13 protein-coding genes and 1 rRNA gene are annotated in these 16,222 nt (G+C 71.6%); 8 read left to right on the top strand and 6 right to left on the bottom strand.

All coding sequences use genetic code 11. The features are described from left to right. Positions 1–157 precede the first annotated feature (157 nt). Positions 158–274 (top strand): 5S ribosomal RNA (gene rrf / locus ACH47Z_RS07065). Between the two features lie 102 nt (positions 275–376). On the opposite strand, the gene ACH47Z_RS07070 is transcribed toward rrf, so the two are convergent. Genes ACH47Z_RS07070 through ACH47Z_RS07090 form a run of 5 tightly spaced genes read right to left on the bottom strand, consistent with a single transcriptional unit; the run spans position 377 to position 6,059 of the window. After that, complete coding sequence (locus ACH47Z_RS07070; protein WP_399071407.1) at positions 377–1,687, bottom strand: DUF58 domain-containing protein; 1,311 nt, start codon at positions 1,685–1,687, stop codon at positions 377–379. After that, the gene (locus ACH47Z_RS07075; RefSeq protein ID WP_399072300.1) at positions 1,687–2,676 is read right to left on the bottom strand and encodes an AAA family ATPase; all 990 of its coding nucleotides are present in this window, start codon (positions 2,674–2,676) and stop codon (positions 1,687–1,689) included. Before ACH47Z_RS07075 ends, ACH47Z_RS07070 begins: the two co-directional genes overlap by 1 nt. Then, positions 2,676–3,872: a DUF4350 domain-containing protein gene (locus ACH47Z_RS07080; RefSeq protein WP_399071410.1), complete on the bottom strand. Its 1,197-nt coding sequence runs from the start codon at positions 3,870–3,872 to the stop codon at positions 2,676–2,678. The genes ACH47Z_RS07075 and ACH47Z_RS07080 overlap by 1 nt, the downstream gene beginning before the upstream one ends. Beyond that, complete coding sequence (locus tag ACH47Z_RS07085; protein ID WP_399071412.1) at positions 3,869–4,648, bottom strand: DUF4129 domain-containing protein; 780 nt, start codon at positions 4,646–4,648, stop codon at positions 3,869–3,871. Before ACH47Z_RS07085 ends, ACH47Z_RS07080 begins: the two co-directional genes overlap by 4 nt. A 4-nt stretch (positions 4,649–4,652) precedes the next feature. After that, the gene (locus ACH47Z_RS07090; protein ID WP_399071413.1) at positions 4,653–6,059 is read right to left on the bottom strand and encodes a glycerophosphoryl diester phosphodiesterase membrane domain-containing protein; all 1,407 of its coding nucleotides are present in this window, start codon (positions 6,057–6,059) and stop codon (positions 4,653–4,655) included. 140 nt (positions 6,060–6,199) lie between these two features. On the opposite strand from ACH47Z_RS07090, the gene mtnA reads away from it, so the two are divergent. From mtnA to ACH47Z_RS07125, 7 genes are all read left to right on the top strand, one after another. Then, the gene (mtnA, locus tag ACH47Z_RS07095) at positions 6,200–7,342 is read left to right on the top strand and encodes an S-methyl-5-thioribose-1-phosphate isomerase (RefSeq protein WP_399071415.1); all 1,143 of its coding nucleotides are present in this window, start codon (positions 6,200–6,202) and stop codon (positions 7,340–7,342) included. A gap of 4 nt (positions 7,343–7,346) precedes the next feature. Continuing rightward, complete coding sequence (gene mtrA / locus ACH47Z_RS07100) at positions 7,347–8,036, top strand: two-component system response regulator MtrA (protein WP_191870552.1); 690 nt, start codon at positions 7,347–7,349, stop codon at positions 8,034–8,036. 1 nt (position 8,037) lies between these two features. Continuing rightward, on the top strand, positions 8,038–10,146 hold the full coding sequence (gene mtrB, locus ACH47Z_RS07105; protein ID WP_399071417.1) for an MtrAB system histidine kinase MtrB: 2,109 nt from the start codon (positions 8,038–8,040) through the stop codon (positions 10,144–10,146). Further along, positions 10,136–11,974 (top strand): LpqB family beta-propeller domain-containing protein, encoded by a 1,839-nt coding sequence (locus ACH47Z_RS07110; protein WP_399071419.1) that lies wholly within the window; start codon positions 10,136–10,138, stop codon positions 11,972–11,974. Before mtrB ends, ACH47Z_RS07110 begins: the two co-directional genes overlap by 11 nt. 148 nt (positions 11,975–12,122) lie before the next feature. Next, positions 12,123–13,046, top strand: coding sequence for a ComF family protein (locus ACH47Z_RS07115; protein WP_399071421.1), 924 nt, complete (start codon positions 12,123–12,125; stop codon positions 13,044–13,046). A gap of 309 nt (positions 13,047–13,355) precedes the next feature. Continuing rightward, positions 13,356–14,045 (top strand): ribosome hibernation-promoting factor, HPF/YfiA family, encoded by a 690-nt coding sequence (hpf, locus tag ACH47Z_RS07120; protein WP_399071422.1) that lies wholly within the window; start codon positions 13,356–13,358, stop codon positions 14,043–14,045. A gap of 204 nt (positions 14,046–14,249) precedes the next feature. Beyond that, positions 14,250–14,996: a response regulator gene (locus tag ACH47Z_RS07125; RefSeq protein WP_399071424.1), complete on the top strand. Its 747-nt coding sequence runs from the start codon at positions 14,250–14,252 to the stop codon at positions 14,994–14,996. A gap of 25 nt (positions 14,997–15,021) precedes the next feature. Here ACH47Z_RS07125 and ACH47Z_RS07130 read toward each other — a convergent pair whose 3' ends face one another. Further along, positions 15,022–16,197, bottom strand: coding sequence for a winged helix-turn-helix domain-containing protein (locus ACH47Z_RS07130; RefSeq protein WP_399071426.1), 1,176 nt, complete (start codon positions 16,195–16,197; stop codon positions 15,022–15,024). Positions 16,198–16,222 lie beyond the last annotated feature (25 nt).

Genomic DNA, 16,222 nt, shown 5'->3' on the forward strand with positions numbered 1-16,222 from the left:
GTTGATAGGCCGGATCTGGAAGCCAGGTAACTGGTGGAGGTGACCGGTACTAATAGGCCGAGGGCTTGTCCTCAGTTGCTCGCGTCCACTGTGTTGGTTCTGAAACCACGAACAGCCCCATGTGCCACACATGGTGCGGCTGACAGTTTCATAGTGTTTCGGTGGTCATAGCGTGAGGGAAACGCCCGGTTACATTCCGAACCCGGAAGCTAAGCCTCACAGCGCCGATGGTACTGCAGGGGGGACCCTGTGGGAGAGTAGGACGCCGCCGAACAAATTTTGAGAAAGGCCCACGCCGGATGGCGTGGGCCTTTCTGCGTTTCAGGGAACCTTTTCGCACGCGTACCCTCCCGAAGAACGGCGGAGCAGGCTCGTATCAGAGCCGGCCCGCCGCCTTCAGGGCCAGATACGCGTCCGCCAGTGCTGGCGCCAGATCTTCCGGAGTCGCGTCCACCACCGTCACTCCATGACGACGGAGCTGTTCCGCGGTGTGCTGACGCTCGCTCTGTGCCTGGGCGGCTGCTGCGGCCTCATACACCGCCTCCGTGTTGCCCCGGGCCTTGGCCATGCGCGCGATGTACGGGTCGGCCACCGAGGCGACGAGAACGGTGTGCCGCTGGGTGAGCTGCGGAAGCACCGGGAGCAGACCTTGTTCCACCGGGGCCGCGTCGAGTGTGGTGAGCAGGACGATCAGGGAACGGCGAGGTGCCGTACGGAGTGCTGTGGCGGTGAGACCGCGTGCGTCGGTTTCGACGAGTTCCGGTTCGAGTGGGGCCATCGCGTTCACCAGGGACGGCAGCACGTCTCCCGCTGAGGCACCCTGGACCAGGGCGCGTACCCGGCGGTCGTAGGCCAGGAGGGCCACGCGGTCGCCGGCGCGGGAGGCGAGGGCCGCGAGGAGCAGAGCCGCGTCCATCGAGGCGTCGAGGCGTGGGGCGTCGCCCACGCGGCCGGCGGAGGTGCGGCCGGTGTCCAGGACCAGCAGGATGTGCCGGTCGCGTTCGGGGCGCCAGGTGCGGACAGCGACGCTGGACTGCCGGGCGGTGGCGCGCCAGTCGATCGAGCGGGTGTCGTCGCCGGGGACGTACTCGCGCAGGCTGTCGAACTCGGTTCCCTCACCACGTGTCAGCACGCTGGTGCGGCCGTCGAGTTCACGCAATCGGGCGAGTTTCGACGGCAGATGCTTTCGGCTGGTGAACGGGGGCAGAATTCGTACAGTCCAGGGCACTTTGTGGGCGCCCTGGCGGGAGAACAGGCCGAGGGGGCCGTAGGAGCGGATCGTGACGCGGTCGGCCTGGCGGTCGCCACGGCGGGTGGGGCGCAGTCTGGTCGTGACGCGCCGGCGTTCACCCGGGGGAATGGTCAGGCGGTGGCGGGAAGCCGCGATCTCGGTGCCGGGCTGCCAGCTGCTCGGCGGCCACGCGTCCCGCAGCTGTGCCCGCAGGGGACGGCGGGACGGGTTGGTGATCGTGAGCGTGACGTCCGCGGTTTCGCCAAGACGTGTGGAGGTGTCGCCGGATCGGGTGAGGACCAGGCGACGTACGGGGGCGGCGAGTGCGAAGTCGCAGGCGCAGGCCAGGGCGAGGGGGCCGTTGACCGCGAGGATGCCCGTCCAGCCTGGTTCCAGGATGCCGACGGGGATCGAGCCGAGGGCCGCGAGGAGGGCAGCGCGTCCGGTGAGTGCCATCAGCGGGGGACCGGGACGTGGGCGAGGATGGCGTTGATGACGGAGTCGGCCGTCACGCCCTCCATCTCGGCCTCCGGGCGCAGTTGGACGCGGTGGCGCAGGGTGGGCAGGGCGAGTGCCTTGACGTCGTCGGGGATGACGTAGTCGCGGCCCGTGAGCCACGCCCACGCGCGCGAGGTGGCCAGGAGGGCGGTGGCGCCGCGCGGTGAGACGCCGAGGGTGAGGGAGGGCGACTCGCGGGTGGCGCGGCAGAGGTCCACGACGTAGGCGGTGATCTCGGGGGACACGGTCGTCTTGGCGACGGCGGCGCGGGCCGCTTCGAGGTCGGCGGGGCCGGCGACGGGGCGTACGCCGGCGGCGCGCAGGTCGCGCGGGTTGAAGCCGGAGGCGTGACGGGTGAGGACGTCGATCTCGTCCTGGCGCGAGGGCAGAGGGATCGTCAGTTTGAGCAGGAAGCGGTCCAGTTGGGCTTCCGGGAGGGGATAGGTGCCCTCGTACTCGACGGGGTTCTGTGTCGCGGCGACCAGGAACGGTTCGGGGAGAGGGCGGGGGGTGCCGTCGACCGTGACCTGGCGTTCCTCCATGGCCTCGAGGAGGGAGGACTGGGTCTTGGGCGGGGTGCGGTTGATCTCGTCCGCGAGGAGGAGGTTGGTGAAGACCGGGCCTTCCTGGAAGGAGAACTCGGCGGTGCGGGTGTCGTAGACGAGGGAGCCGGTGACGTCGCTCGGCATCAGGTCGGGGGTGAACTGGACGCGCTTGGTGTCGAGTTCGAGTGCGGATGCGAGGGCGCGGACGAGCAATGTCTTGGCGACTCCGGGGACTCCTTCCAGTAGGACGTGTCCGCGGCAGAGAAGGGCGACGACGAGGCCGGTCACGGCGGGGTCCTGGCCGACCACGGCTTTGGCGATCTCGGCGCGCAGGGCTTCCAGGGAGGCACGGGCAGTGCCCGCTTCCCCGGTGTTCCCGGCGTTGTCAGTGGTCGGGTCCATCATGGACGGCGTACCTCTCTTTCGAGGGCGTCGAGTTGATCGGTCAGTGCGACGAGGGCCGCGTCGTCGCCGGGCGGCGGTCCGAAGAGGAGGGAGTGCAGGGTCTGTCCTTCGCCGGCGAGGTGGGCGGACAGGGCGGGGAGCAGGGCCTCGGGCGTGTGCGCCTGGGTGACGGGGACGCCGACGAGGGGGGCGAGCCGGGTGCGGGTGGCGGAGCGAAGAGCGGCGGCCGCGCGGTCGCGGGCGTTGGCCTTTCGGTAGAGGCGGGCGCGGCCTTCGTCGGTCTCGGAGGCGCGAATCGCGACGGGGAGTCGTTCGGGCACGAGGGGCCCGAAGCGGCGTGCTCGCCAGAAGGCGGCGAGGGCGGCTGCGATGAACAGCTGGAGTGTGCCCCAGAGCCAGCCCGAGGGAAGCAGGTCGAGGAAGTTCTTCTGGTCGCCGTTATGGGTGGCCGAGGTGTCCGCGAGCGAGGGGAGGTACCAGACCAGATGGGGGCGGGAGCCGAGGAGTTGGAGGGCGAGCGAGGCGTTGCCCTGCTTGCCGAGACGGTTGTTGAAGAGGATGTCGGGCGCGCCGAGCACGACGGTGTCGCCGCCCCCGGATGCCGCGGGGACGCGCAGCAGGGTGGCGAGGCGGTGGCTGGGGTAGCAGGCGTCGGCGTCGAGGTGGGTGGTGGTGTAGCGGATGCCGCCGGTGTCGGCGCTGCCCGCGCGCAGGGCCTCGGGGAGGGCGCAGTCGGGGGCGAGTGTGCTGCGGCTGCTGGTGGCGGGGTCCGCGATGACTCCGGGGACGAGCCGTTCGACGGACCAGCTCCCGGCCGCGACCAGGACGGTGCGCCCGCCGGAGGCCGCGGTGGCCTTGTGCAGTCGGTCCTGTTGACGGGTCGTCAGCAGGTCGGGGACGGCGACCAGGAGGGTGGTGTCCGGGCCGGCGGCGGCGCGCGCCTCGTCGAGTGTGGTGGCCACGCGCGTGGAGACACCGTGGTCGGCGAGGAGTTGGGCGACGGCACGGCTGCCGTAGGGGTCGGCGGAGCGCGGGTCGAGTTCGCCGTGTCGGTCGGTGGAGCGTACGGCGGCCGTGGCGACGGCCGCCGCGAGGAGCAGGACGACGGCGAGAGTGATGCCTCGCGCGCGGGTCCACAGCTGGCGGGCGGTGGGGGCGGTGGAGGTCGCAGGCAGGCCGGCCTCGATGGTCACTGGGCGGCCCCCTGGCGGGTGTTGTGGGCCGTGCTGCTGGTGCTGTCGGCGAGGGCCGGCCTGGTGCGTTCCAGGTCGCGGTCGAGTTCGGCGATGCGCCGGTACGACTGCTCGCTCGCGCTGCGCCCGCCGTACGTCACGTCGTCGAACTCCCGTGCCGAGGAAGCGAGCCGGTCCCTGTGCGCGGGGAGGGTGCCGCCGGCTTCGGCGGCTGCTTCGTCGGCGGTGCGGCCGGGGCGGAGGTCGAGCAGGGCCCGTTCCTCCAGGGCGCGGACGATGGCCCGCATGCGTTCCTGGACGGCCTGGTTCCAGTGGCCCTGGGCCGCGTGCGCCTCGCTGGCCGCGCGGTGTTCGGCGGCGCTGCGGGGGCGGTCGTCGAACAGGACGGCGGCGGAGGCGGGTTGGCGGCGCGGGGTGCCCAGCCGCCACCACAGGGCGGCCAGGACGGCGACGACGAACAGGGTCACGACGACCAGGCCGAGCGTGCCGCCGGGTGTCGCCGAGGCCGCCGAGTTGAACAGCCGGTCGAGCCACTCCCAGAACGCGTTCAGGGCGCGCTGGAACAGGCCGGGGTCGTCCTGGTGGTACATCCGCTTGGACAGTTCACGCCGGGCTGCTTCCCGCGCAGGATCGCGCGGGATGGTCACAGGCGGCGTTTCTCCCGAGCCGCCTGCCACGAGGACGCCAGTGTGCGACGCGCGCAGCAGGCCGCGTACGACCGTGCCGCCGACGCCGGACGGGCCCGCCGCCGTGAGAACTCCCCCCGCGATGCTCACCGCATCAGCTCCCCGGGACGGGACCGGGGGCGCCGGTGCCGTAGCCCTGGACACCGGCGGCGCGGGCCAGTTCGAGGTCGAGGGCCTCGCGGCGGATGCGCTGGTCGATGTAGAGGAGCACGGTGACGCCGGCGCTGATGGGGAGGGTGAGCGTGGCGCCGACCAGCGCGCCGATTCCGCGGATGATCAGGGTCGTCCAACCGATGTGTCCACCGCTGGTGCCGAGCAGGTCGTTCATGCCGTCACCGCTCGCGGCGGCTCCGATGAGGGTGAAGGGGATGGTGACGACCGCCGAGACGATGACGGTGATGAGGAGGGTGAGCAGCATGATGCCGAAGATGCGCCACCAGGAGCCGCGCACGAGCTTGGCCGAGCGCTTCAGGGACTTCACGATGCCCTGCCGCTCCAGCATCAGGGCAGGAGCGGCCAGGTAGTAGCGGATCATCAGCCACACGCCGACGATGGTTCCGCCGAGGAAGCCCAGGGAGAGCAGCGCCGTTCCGGCGTTGTCGCCGCCCCCGGCGATCAGGACGAGCAGGCCGGGCAGTGCTCCGGCGACGATCACGCCGACGAAGATCAGGGCCAGCAGGATGAGCAGACCGAGCAGCTTCAGGATCTGCGGCCGGGCGTCGCGCCAGCTCTCCCGGGTGGTGACCGGTCGGCCGAGAACGGCCCGGCTGGTGATGGTGGTGAGCAGGGCGGTCGCGATGAGGATGGCGGCCGTGCGGATCATCGAGAGAGCGCCGGCGCCGATCATGGTGTCGCGCAGGGCGTGGAGCGCCTCGGAGGGCGTGGTGTTGGGGTTGCTGAGCGTGGTCTGGACGGTGGTGTCGTTCAGGATGAAGCCCTGCAGGAGGACCATGCTGACGTTCATGACCAGGGCGACGGCCAGCGAGATGCCGAGCACCGTGCGCCAGTAGGTGCGCATGGTGGAGACGGCGCCGTCGAGGATCTCACCGACGCCGAGCGGGCGGAGCGGGATGACACCGGGCTTGGCCGCGGGCGGGGGGCCGCCCCAGCCGCCGCCCCAGGCTCCGTAGCCGCCGGGGGCGCCGTAACCGCTGTAGCCGGCGGGCGGGCCTGCGTAGCCGCCGGGAGGGCCTGCGTACCCGCTTCCGTATCCGCCGGGGCCGGGAGTGCCGGGCTGCTGTCCGCCCCAGCCAGGGCCGGGCGGTGGGGGCGGCGGGGCCTGGTGCGGGCCGGGGGCACCGGTGGGCGCGGACCACTGGCCGGGTGGCGGCTGCTCCTTGGACCACTTCGTGCCTGGGCCCTGCGGATCGGTGCCCGGCTGCGGCGCGGGCTCGGTGCCGCCAGGGCGGTCGGCGGGCTCGGTGGGGCCGGACGCGCCGGGTTCCCGCCCCTCGGACGACGGGGCGGATCCGGGCGAGGCCCAGCCCGGAGTGTCTGTCATCGAAACTCCTTCTCGGTGCCGGTCCGCTGTCGCGGCGGCAGGTTGGCAGCCATCGTGCCATGGGGTGGTCGTCCAGGGACCTGCCGCGGTGGGCGCTGGACGCCTTCAATTGTCCGCGGGATCCGGGGCAGACTGACCGCATGGCTGATCAGCAGGAGCGAACCGACAGGGACAAACGGCCGACCGGAATACCCGCGATCCGATGGGAGGAACCACCCGAAGGCCCGGTACTGGTCCTTCTCGATCAGACACGGCTCCCGGCCGAGGAGGCCGAGCTGGTGTGCACGGACGCATCGGCGCTGGTGGAGGCGATCCGTTCGCTCGCCGTGCGGGGAGCGCCGTTGCTGGGGATCGCCGGGGCGTACGGCGTCGCGCTCGCCGCCGTACGGGGATTCGACGTGGCCGAGGCGGCGCGGGCGCTCGCGGGTGCCCGGCCCACCGCGGTGAATCTGTCCGTCGGTGTGCGCCGGGCGCAGGCCGCGTACGAGGCGGCGCTGGCGAAGACCGGCGATCCCGCCGTGGCGGCCGCGGCGGCGCTGACCGCCGCGCGGGCGCTGCACCGCGAGGACGCCGAGGCCAGCGCCCGGATGGCGGCGCACGGGCTGGCGCTGCTGAACGAGCTGCTGCCCGGCGGTGGGCACCGGATCCTGACGCACTGCAACAGCGGTTCGCTGGTGTCGGGCGGGGAAGGTACGGCCTTCGCGGTGGCCCTCGCGGCGCACCGGGAGGGGCGGTTGCGGCGGCTGTGGGTGGACGAAACGCGTCCGTTGCTGCAAGGTGCTCGCCTGACGGCGTACGAAGCGGCTCGCAGCGGCATGGCGTACACCTTGCTCACGGACAACGCGGCGGGTTCCCTGTTCGCGGCGGGCGAGGTGGACGCGGTGCTGATCGGGGCGGACCGGATCGCGGCCGACGGTTCAGTGGCGAACAAGGTGGGGAGCTATCCGCTCGCTGTGCTGGCGCGGTACCACCATGTGCCGTTCATCGTGGTGGCGCCGGTGACGACGGTCGATCCGGACACCCCCGACGGGGCGTCCATCGAGGTCGAGCAGCGCCCCGGCTTTGAGGTGACCGAGGTCACAGCACCCCAGGTGCCGGTGACGGGAGCAGGAGGTGGGATTCCGGTGGCACCCCTGGGGACCCAGGCGTACAACCCGGCGTTCGACGTGACGCCGCCCGAGCTGGTGACGGCGATCGTCACCGAGGAGGGAGCCGTTTCACCCGTGACCGCAGAGGCTCTGGGGGAGCTGTGTGCGAGGTCACGCCAGGTAACGATTAGCTAATGGGATGATGTCGTTTATGAAGGGACGAGTCCTTGTCGTCGACGACGACACCGCACTGGCCGAGATGCTCGGCATTGTGCTGCGTGGTGAAGGTTTTGAGCCGTCTTTCGTAGCCGACGGCGACAAGGCGCTGGCCGCTTTCCGGGAGACCAAGCCCGACCTGGTGCTGCTCGACCTGATGCTGCCCGGGCGGGACGGCATCGAGGTGTGCCGGCTGATCCGGGCGGAGTCCGGGGTGCCGATCGTGATGCTCACGGCCAAGAGCGACACCGTGGATGTCGTTGTGGGCCTGGAGTCGGGCGCCGACGACTACATCGTGAAGCCGTTCAAGCCGAAGGAGCTGGTCGCCCGGATCCGGGCGCGGCTGCGGCGGTCGGAAGAGCCCGCGCCGGAGCAGCTCACCATCGGTGACCTGGTCATCGACGTGGCCGGGCACTCGGTGAAGCGGGACGGGCAGTCGATCGCGCTGACCCCGCTGGAGTTCGATCTGCTGGTCGCGCTCGCGCGCAAGCCGTGGCAGGTGTTCACCCGTGAGGTGCTGCTCGAGCAGGTGTGGGGCTACCGGCACGCCGCCGACACGCGGCTCGTCAATGTGCATGTCCAGCGGCTGCGTTCCAAGGTCGAGAAGGACCCGGAGCGGCCGGAGATCGTGGTGACAGTCCGTGGCGTCGGATACAAGGCCGGACCGAGCTGACATGTCCGGGGACAGCGCCGCTTCGGCTCCCGGCCGGTCCGGGGCCCGTCCGGGGCGGCCTGTCGGCCGGAGTGCCGGTGCGCGGTTCAGGAGTCTCTTCGAGGGCGGGCTGCTCCAGGGCGGGGTCCAGGGCAGCCCGGTCCTCAGGCTGTTCCTGCGCTGGGTGCGCCGTCCGCTGTTGCCGGTGATGCGGCTGTGGCGGCGCAACATCCAGCTGAGGGTCGTCGCGACGACCCTGCTGATGTCGCTGGGCGTCGTGCTGCTGCTGGGCTTCGTCGTGATCGGGCAGGTGCGCAACGGCCTGCTGGACGCGAAGGTGAAGGCCTCGCAGAGCCAGGCCACCGGCGGGTTCGCGGTGGCCAAGCAGAAGGCGGACGAGGCGGCGAGCGGGACCGCCACGGGGACGAACCCGGCCACGGGCACGGGTGACGGCACCTCGACCGCGGACGGACGGCAGTCGCAGAACATCATCCCGTGGATGAGCGATCTCGTGGAGTCGCTGTCCAGCGGTGGCGCGGGCGCCTTCGACGTGGTGACGCTGCCCGTCGGCGACGACAGCGGCGGCGGCCGCAGCCCGCGCGGCTCCGGGAACGTCAATCCGACCTCCAGCGTGCCCGCGGACCTGCGGGAGCGGGTCAACAGCGGTACGACGGCCGCGCAGAGCTACACCCGGATCGTCTACTCCAACGGCAAGGAGGCGCAGCCCGCGCTGGTCATCGGCAAGCAGGTCAACGACCCCAACGGGCGGCCGTACGAGCTGTACTACCTCTTCCCGCTCACGCAGGAGGAGAAGTCCCTGAGCCTGGTCAAGGGCACCCTCGCGACCGCCGGGCTGTTCGTCGTCGTCCTGCTCGGCGCCATCGCCTGGCTGGTGGTGCGCCAGGTCGTCACGCCGGTGCGGATGGCGGCCGGGATCGCCGAGCGGCTCTCCGCCGGGCGGCTGCAGGAGCGGATGAAGGTCACCGGCGAGGACGACATCGCGCGCCTCGGCGAGGCCTTCAACAAGATGGCGCAGAACCTCCAGGTGAAGATCCAGCAGATGGAGGACCTGTCGCGGATGCAGCGCCGGTTCGTGTCGGACGTCTCGCACGAGCTGCGCACCCCGCTGACGACCGTCCGGATGGCCGCCGATGTCATCCATGAGGCGCGCGAGGACTTCGACCCGGTGACCGCGCGTTCGGCGGAACTGCTCGCCGACCAGCTGGACCGGTTCGAGTCGCTGCTCGCGGATCTGCTGGAGATCAGCCGGTTCGACGCGGGTGCGGCGGCGCTGGAGGCCGAGCCGATAGACCTCAGGGAGGTCGTCCGGCGCGTGGTCAGTGGCACCGAGCCGCTCGCCGAGCGCAAGGGCACGCACATACGCGTGGTCGGCGATCAGCAGCCCGTCGTCGCCGAGGCCGATGCCCGCCGCGTGGAGCGCGTGCTGCGCAACCTCGTGGTCAACGCCGTCGAGCACGGCGAGGGCAAGGACGTCGTCGTCAAGCTCGCCACGGCGGGCGGCGCGGTCGCCGTCGCGGTGCGCGACTACGGCGTCGGGCTCAAGCCGGGCGAGGCCACGCGCGTGTTCAGCCGCTTCTGGCGCGCGGACCCGGCACGCGCGCGTACCACGGGTGGTACGGGCCTCGGGCTGTCCATCGCCCTGGAGGACGCGCGGCTGCACGGCGGCTGGCTGCAGGCCTGGGGCGAGCCGGGCGGCGGCTCGCAGTTCCGGCTGACGTTGCCGAGGACCGCCGACGAACCGCTGCGGGGCTCGCCGATACCGCTGGAGCCCAAGGACTCGCGCCGTAACCGCGGCCTCGACGAGGCCGGCCTGCCCGGCGGGAGTGGGGAGAAGCGGGCTACCGTTCCCGTGCAGCAGGGTGGCCCTGCCGCGCCCTCGCTGCCGCCGCGTGCGCCGCGACTGGCCGGTGTCACTCCGGCCGCCGACCCGGCCGCCCTGCCCGGCAACGGCAACGGCGCGCGCGTGGTGCCCCGGTCCACCGGCGGCCCGCGGCGCCTGGACGACGGGACCGCCGCAGGCTCGGCGGCCGACCCGGGCGTGGCCCGGCCGGACACGGGCGGCGCACCGCAGGACTCGACCGAGCCAGGGGAGGCATTTCGTGGGCGCTGACCGCAAGGGGGGCGTCCGGCTGCGGCCCGGGCGCGCGGTGGCGTACACCGCCTTGGGGGCCGTTCTCCTGGCGGGGTGCGCCTCGATGCCCGACAGCGGAGACCTGCGGAACGTGGAGTCCACACCGCGGCAGGACACCGGGGTACGGGTGTTCGCCATGCCGCCGGCCGAGGGCGCCGGGCCGGCCGAGATCATGCAGGGCTTCCTGGAGGCGCTGACCAGCGACGACCCGGACTACGACACGGCTCGCAAGTACCTGACGGACGACGCCGCGCGCGCGTGGCGGCCGGAGCGGTCGACCACGGTCCTCGCGAACGGGCCGAGCATCGAGCCCGACTGCCGCGCGGGCGCCAAGCCCGATCCGGCCAGCAGCGTCACCTGTGTGCTGGCCGGCACCCGGGTCGCGACCGTGGACGCGCATCAGGCCTACCAGCCCGCCGACGGCTCCTACAGCAAGAAGGTGCACCTCGCGCGGAACGCCAAGACGGGGCAGTGGCGCATCGACGGGCTGCCCGACGGCGTCGTCATGGGCAAGTCGGACTTCCAGCGCAACTACACGTCCGTCGACAAGTACTACTTCGCCTCCGACACGACGGTCGGGGCGACGGGACAGCCGGTGGCGGTGGCCGATCCGGTGTTCGTGCGCAGCAAGGTGGACCCGATGACGCAGATGGTCCGCTCGCTGCTGGACGGCCCCACCAGCTGGCTCGGCCCGGTCGTCAGGTCCAGTTTTCCGACCGGTACGGCCCTGCAGAAGGACGTGTCGGGGCTGGCTCCGGACGATCAGAACAAGCTGACAGTGCCGTTGAACCTCAAGGAATCCCAGGTCGCGCCGGGCAAGTGCACCGAGATGGCGACGCAGGTGCTGTTCACCCTGAGGAACCTCGTACCGACGCTGGAGTCCGTCGCGCTGGAGGGCGTCGGCGGCAGGCGGCTGTGCGATCTGAGTGAGGAGCGCGCCGAGTCCGTCGCCTGGCACGGGTCGGCCAAGAGCCCCGAGTACCTGTACTTCCTCGACGGCAGGCACCGGTTGGTGCGGATGCCGACGGGGAGCACGGGTACCAGTGCCCTGCCGGTGCCGGGTGCGTTCGGCGAGGGCGACAAGGGCCTGGAGTCGGTGGCGGTGTCGCGGGACGAGCACAGTGCGGCCGGGGTCGGCGACTCGGGCAAGTCGCTGTACGTGACGTCGCTGGCCTCGGGCAGTCTGCTCGGGAACGCGCTGCTGACCAGCGCGGGCCCGACCCCGGCCGACCGGCTGACGACGCCGAGCTGGGACGCCCGCGGCGACCTGTGGGTGGCCGACCGGGACCCGCACCGTTCCCGGCTGTACGTCGTGGCACAGGGCGCCGCCAAACGGCAGGAGGTCGCGGTCCCGGAGCTGTCCGGGCAGATCAAGGACGCCCGGGTGGCGGCCGACGGGGTACGGATCGCGCTGGTCGTGGAGAAGGACGGCAAGCAGTCCCTGCTCATCGGCCGGATCCAGCGTGACGACGGCACCGGGGAGGGCACCTCGGTGGTCGAACTTCGCTCGGCCGCACCGGACCTGGAGCAGGTCAGCGCCCTGTCGTGGGCCGGTGACAGCAGGCTGCTCGCGGTCGGCAGGGAGCAGGGCGGCGTGCTGCAGATGCGGTACGTCCAGGTCGACGGCTCCACGCTCGACGGTCCGGCGCCGGGCGCTCTCACCGGCGTCAAGGCGATCGCCGCGTCCGAGGACGAGCGGGTCCCGCTGGTGGCCTACTCGGAGGACGACGGGGTCGTACGGCTGCCGTCCGGGGCGCAGTGGCAGAAGGTGGACAAGGACGGAACGGCACCGGTCTATCCGGGCTGAGCGGGGCCATGCCTGCCCGTCTGCCCCTTCCCTCGTGGGGCCGCGTTCCTCCGTGTGAGTGACGGGCGTTGTGCGGTCCCCCGAGTTGTCCACAGGGCGTTGTCCACAGGGGTGGCCGGGTGCCTTCGGGCTTGGCACAGTGGTGGGCATGCGGGGGTGGTGGCGGGACCTCACCGACCTGGTGCTTCCGGCCGACTGCGCGGGCTGTGGAGCGCCTCGTACGGCGCTCTGCCCGCGATGCCGGGTCGCGTTGGACGGGCGGGTGCCGAGGCGGGTGCGGCCGGTGCCGGAGCCGGCCGGGCTGCCGGTGGTGCATGCGGCGGCTCCGTACGCACAGGAGGTGAGGGAGCTGCTGCTCGCCCACAAGGAGCGGGGCGCCCTGTCCCTCGCGGGAGTGCTGGGCGCGGCCTTGGCGAGGGCCGTGCAGGCGGGGCTCACCGGGAGTGGCGCGGGTGCCGGGATCGGTATCGGTGCCGGTCCGGGGTCGGGAGCCGACGGCGGGGCAGTTGGGTCCTGGAGTGGCGGGACCGTGGTGCTCGTCCCCGTGCCCTCCGCCCGGTGGGCCGTGCGGGCACGGGGGCACGATCCGGTACGGCGGATGGCGCTCGCGGCGGCCGGGGAGCTGCGGCGCGCCGGGACGCCGGCCCGGGTGGCGGCCGTCCTGCGCCAGCGGCGGCCGGTGGCGGACCAGGCCGGACTCGACGCGCGGCGACGCCTGGAGAACCTCTCTGGCGCGCTGGAGGTGATGGCGGGCGGTGACCGGCTGCTCGACGCGGGGCAGGTCGTGCTCGTCGACGACCTGATCACGACGGGCGCCAGCCTCGCGGAGGCGGCGCGGGCCTTACGGGAGGTGGCTCTGTTGCGCCGAGAGAGGGGACGCGGAGTGAGAACCTCCGTGTACTCGACCGTAACTCGGGAAGGAAGGGAAGAACGACGGAGCGGAACGCGGCCGGACGACGGGAAGTGGGTGCATGGTGCACCGGAAAAGACGGCGTCGAACGCCCCCGGGTGCGCGTTCCGTGCGGCGGTGGTCGCCGCGCCTCGGGATTCTTTCGAAATAAACAGGAACTGACCGCCAACCTGCATCGTTGCAGGTAGTGACAGGGGAAATTCACCTGAACGGAGGTACGCCGCAGTAGAGGGTGACGACATCCGTCCGGGCGAGATATGTTCGGTTGTGAGGAAAGGCGCAGGCCACACCTCTCATATCCGAATGCCGCGGCGCGGTTTCCGCAATCACCCGCGCTCAGGGGGTGAAGATCTTGCCCATGGGGGAGGAGGAGGTGAAGTCACCGAGTCCGAGGTCCGGGGTTCACCGGACCTGGTGCAAAAGGGAGATGCTCCGCCGACCGAGCGGAGCGATCCGGGAACGGAGTTCTGCGTGGACATCGTCGTCAAAGGCCGCAAGACCGAGGTGCCCGAGCGGTTCCGCAAGCACGTGGCCGAGAAGCTGAACCTGGAGAAGATCCAGAAGCTCGATGGCAAGGTGATCAGCCTCGACGTCGAGGTGTCCAAGGAGCCCAACCCCCGACAGGCCGACCGCTGTGACCGAGTGGAGATCACCCTCCGCTCCCGCGGTCCGGTGATCCGGGCGGAAGCGGCGGCCAGCGACCCGTACGCGGCACTCGACCTGGCGGCGGAGAAGCTGGACGCCCGGCTGCGCAAGCAGCACGACAAGCGTTTCTCACGGCGCGGTACGCGCCGGATCTCGGCGGCCGAGGTCCCCGACCACGTCCCGGGCGTGGCGACGCTGAACGGCAACGGCCTGCCCGTCCATGAGGAAGAGGCGGACGGAGTACCGACGAAGAAGATCGGCTCGCTGGAGATCAAGGGGGAGGGCCCCCTGGTCGTCCGCGAGAAGACACACGTAGCCGCACCGATGAGCCTCGACCAGGCCCTCTACGAGATGGAACTGGTCGGGCACGACTTCTACCTGTTCGTCGACGCGGAGACGAAGCAGCCGAGCGTCGTCTACCGGCGTCACGCCTACGACTACGGCGTGATCCATCTCGACCAGGACCAGATGGTCGCTGAGGCGCCCCCGGCGGCGGGGGGCACGCTGGGCGGCTGATCCACCCGGAAGAAGCGGAACCGGTGCCCCTGGCAGCGCGTGTGCGCCCCCAGGGGCACCGGTGTGCGACCACTTCACGCCCCGCACGTCACCTCGGCGTCGCCCGGGCATGAAATCATGGCCGGACCGGCCCAACCGGTGGGCCGTTGCCTTGGGTTGGCGATGGCGCGGGACAACAGGCCACAGCCTTCAGGGGGAGGAACGATGGCGGACACCTTCGGACCGATGCGGGACGAAGACGCCGACGACGGTGTCATCGGCGCAGGACCCGGTGCGGGCTCGTCACGTGAGGAGCCGATCAGAGTCCTGGTCGTGGACGACCACGCCCTCTTCCGGCGCGGCCTGGAGATCGTGCTCGCGGCCGAGGAGGACATCCAGGTCGTCGGCGAGGCGGGCGACGGCGCCGAGGCCGTCGAGAAGGCCGCCGACCTGCTGCCCGACATCGTGCTGATGGACGTCCGCATGCCCAAGCGGGGCGGGATCGAGGCCTGCACCTCGATCAAGGAGGTGGCCCCCAGCGCGAAGATCATCATGCTGACGATCAGCGACGAGGAGGCCGACCTCTACGACGCGATCAAGGCGGGGGCGACCGGATACCTCCTCAAGGAGATCTCCACGGACGAGGTGGCGACCGCCATTCGCGCGGTGGCCGACGGGCAGTCGCAGATCAGCCCGTCCATGGCCTCCAAGCTCCTCACCGAGTTCAAGTCGATGATCCAGCGCACCGACGAACGCCGGCTGGTGCCCGCGCCGCGGCTGACCGACCGGGAGCTGGAAGTCCTCAAACTCGTCGCCACGGGGATGAACAACCGGGACATCGCCAAGGAGCTGTTCATCTCCGAGAACACCGTGAAGAACCACGTCCGCAACATCCTGGAGAAGCTCCAGCTGCACTCCAGGATGGAAGCCGTGGTCTACGCGATGCGGGAGAAGATCCTCGAGATCCGGTAGCGGATCCCGCAGCGGATCGGGTGGGCTAGGCGAGGGTGCGGGCGAGCTCCCGCGCCAGGGGCTCGCGCAGTTCGGGCGCGTCGACGCGCTCGACGCGGACGTCCGCGCAGTTCACCCAGCCGGCCGCCTCGATCAGGGCCTGGGCGACCGCCGGGACCGCCTTCGCATCGTCCAGGGTGACCTGCCTGGCCACCAGCGTGCGGCCCTCGCGGGCCGGGTCCACCCGTCCGACCAGCCGGCCGCCCGCCAGCACAGGCATGGCGAAATAGCCGTACACACGCTTCGGCTTGGGGACGTACGCCTCCAGGCGGTGGGTGAAGCCGAAGATCCGTTCCGTGCGCGCCCGCTCCCAGATCAGTGAGTCGAACGGCGACAGCAGTGTCGTACGGTGCCGGCCGCGCGGTGGCGTCGCCAGGGCCGCCGGGTCGGCCCAGGCGGGTCTGCCCCAGCCCTCGACCTCGACGGGTACCAGCCCCGAGTCGGCGATCACCGCGTCGACCTGCTCGCCCTTGAGGCGGTGGTAGTCGGCGATGTCCGCGCGCGTGCCCACGCCCAGGGACTCGCCGGCCAGCCGGACCAGGCGGCGCAGGCACTCGGTGTCGTCCAGCTCGTCGTGCAGCAGCGCGTCCGGGACAGCGCGCTCGGCGAGGTCGTACACGCGCTTCCAGCCGCGTCGCTGGACGCACACCACCTCGCCGTACATCAGCGCGCGCTCCACGGCGACCTTGGTGCCCGACCAGTCCCACCAGTCGCTCGTCTTCTTCGCGCCGCCCAGTTCCGTGGAGGTCAGCGGGCCCTCCGCGCGCAGCTGCTTGATGACCTGGTCGTAGGTGCCGTCGGGCAGCTCGTGGTTCCAGTGCGGGCGGTGGCGGTAGGCGCGGCGGCGGAACGCGAAGTGCGGCCACTCCTCGATCGGCAGGATGCACGCCGCGTGCGACCAGTACTCGAACGAATGAGTGTCGTTCCAGTAAGCGGCTTCGACCGTCTTGCGGCCGACCGCGCCGAGCCGGGCGTAGGGCACGAGTTCGTGGGAGCGGGCGAGGACCGAGATCGTGTCGAGCTGGACCGCGCCGAGGTGGCGCAGCACCCCGCGGACACCCGCCCGCCGGTCGGGCGCGCCGAGGAAGCCCTGGGCCCGCAGGGCGATACGGCGGGCGTCGTCCGCGGTGAGGGTGGTGGTCGGGCGCGGAAGGGTCGTCATGCCCCGGACCCTAGAGGCCGCCACT

The organism is Streptomyces sp. NPDC020192 (genome assembly GCF_044388685.1).
In the GTDB taxonomy this organism is placed as follows: domain Bacteria; phylum Actinomycetota; class Actinomycetes; order Streptomycetales; family Streptomycetaceae; genus Streptomyces.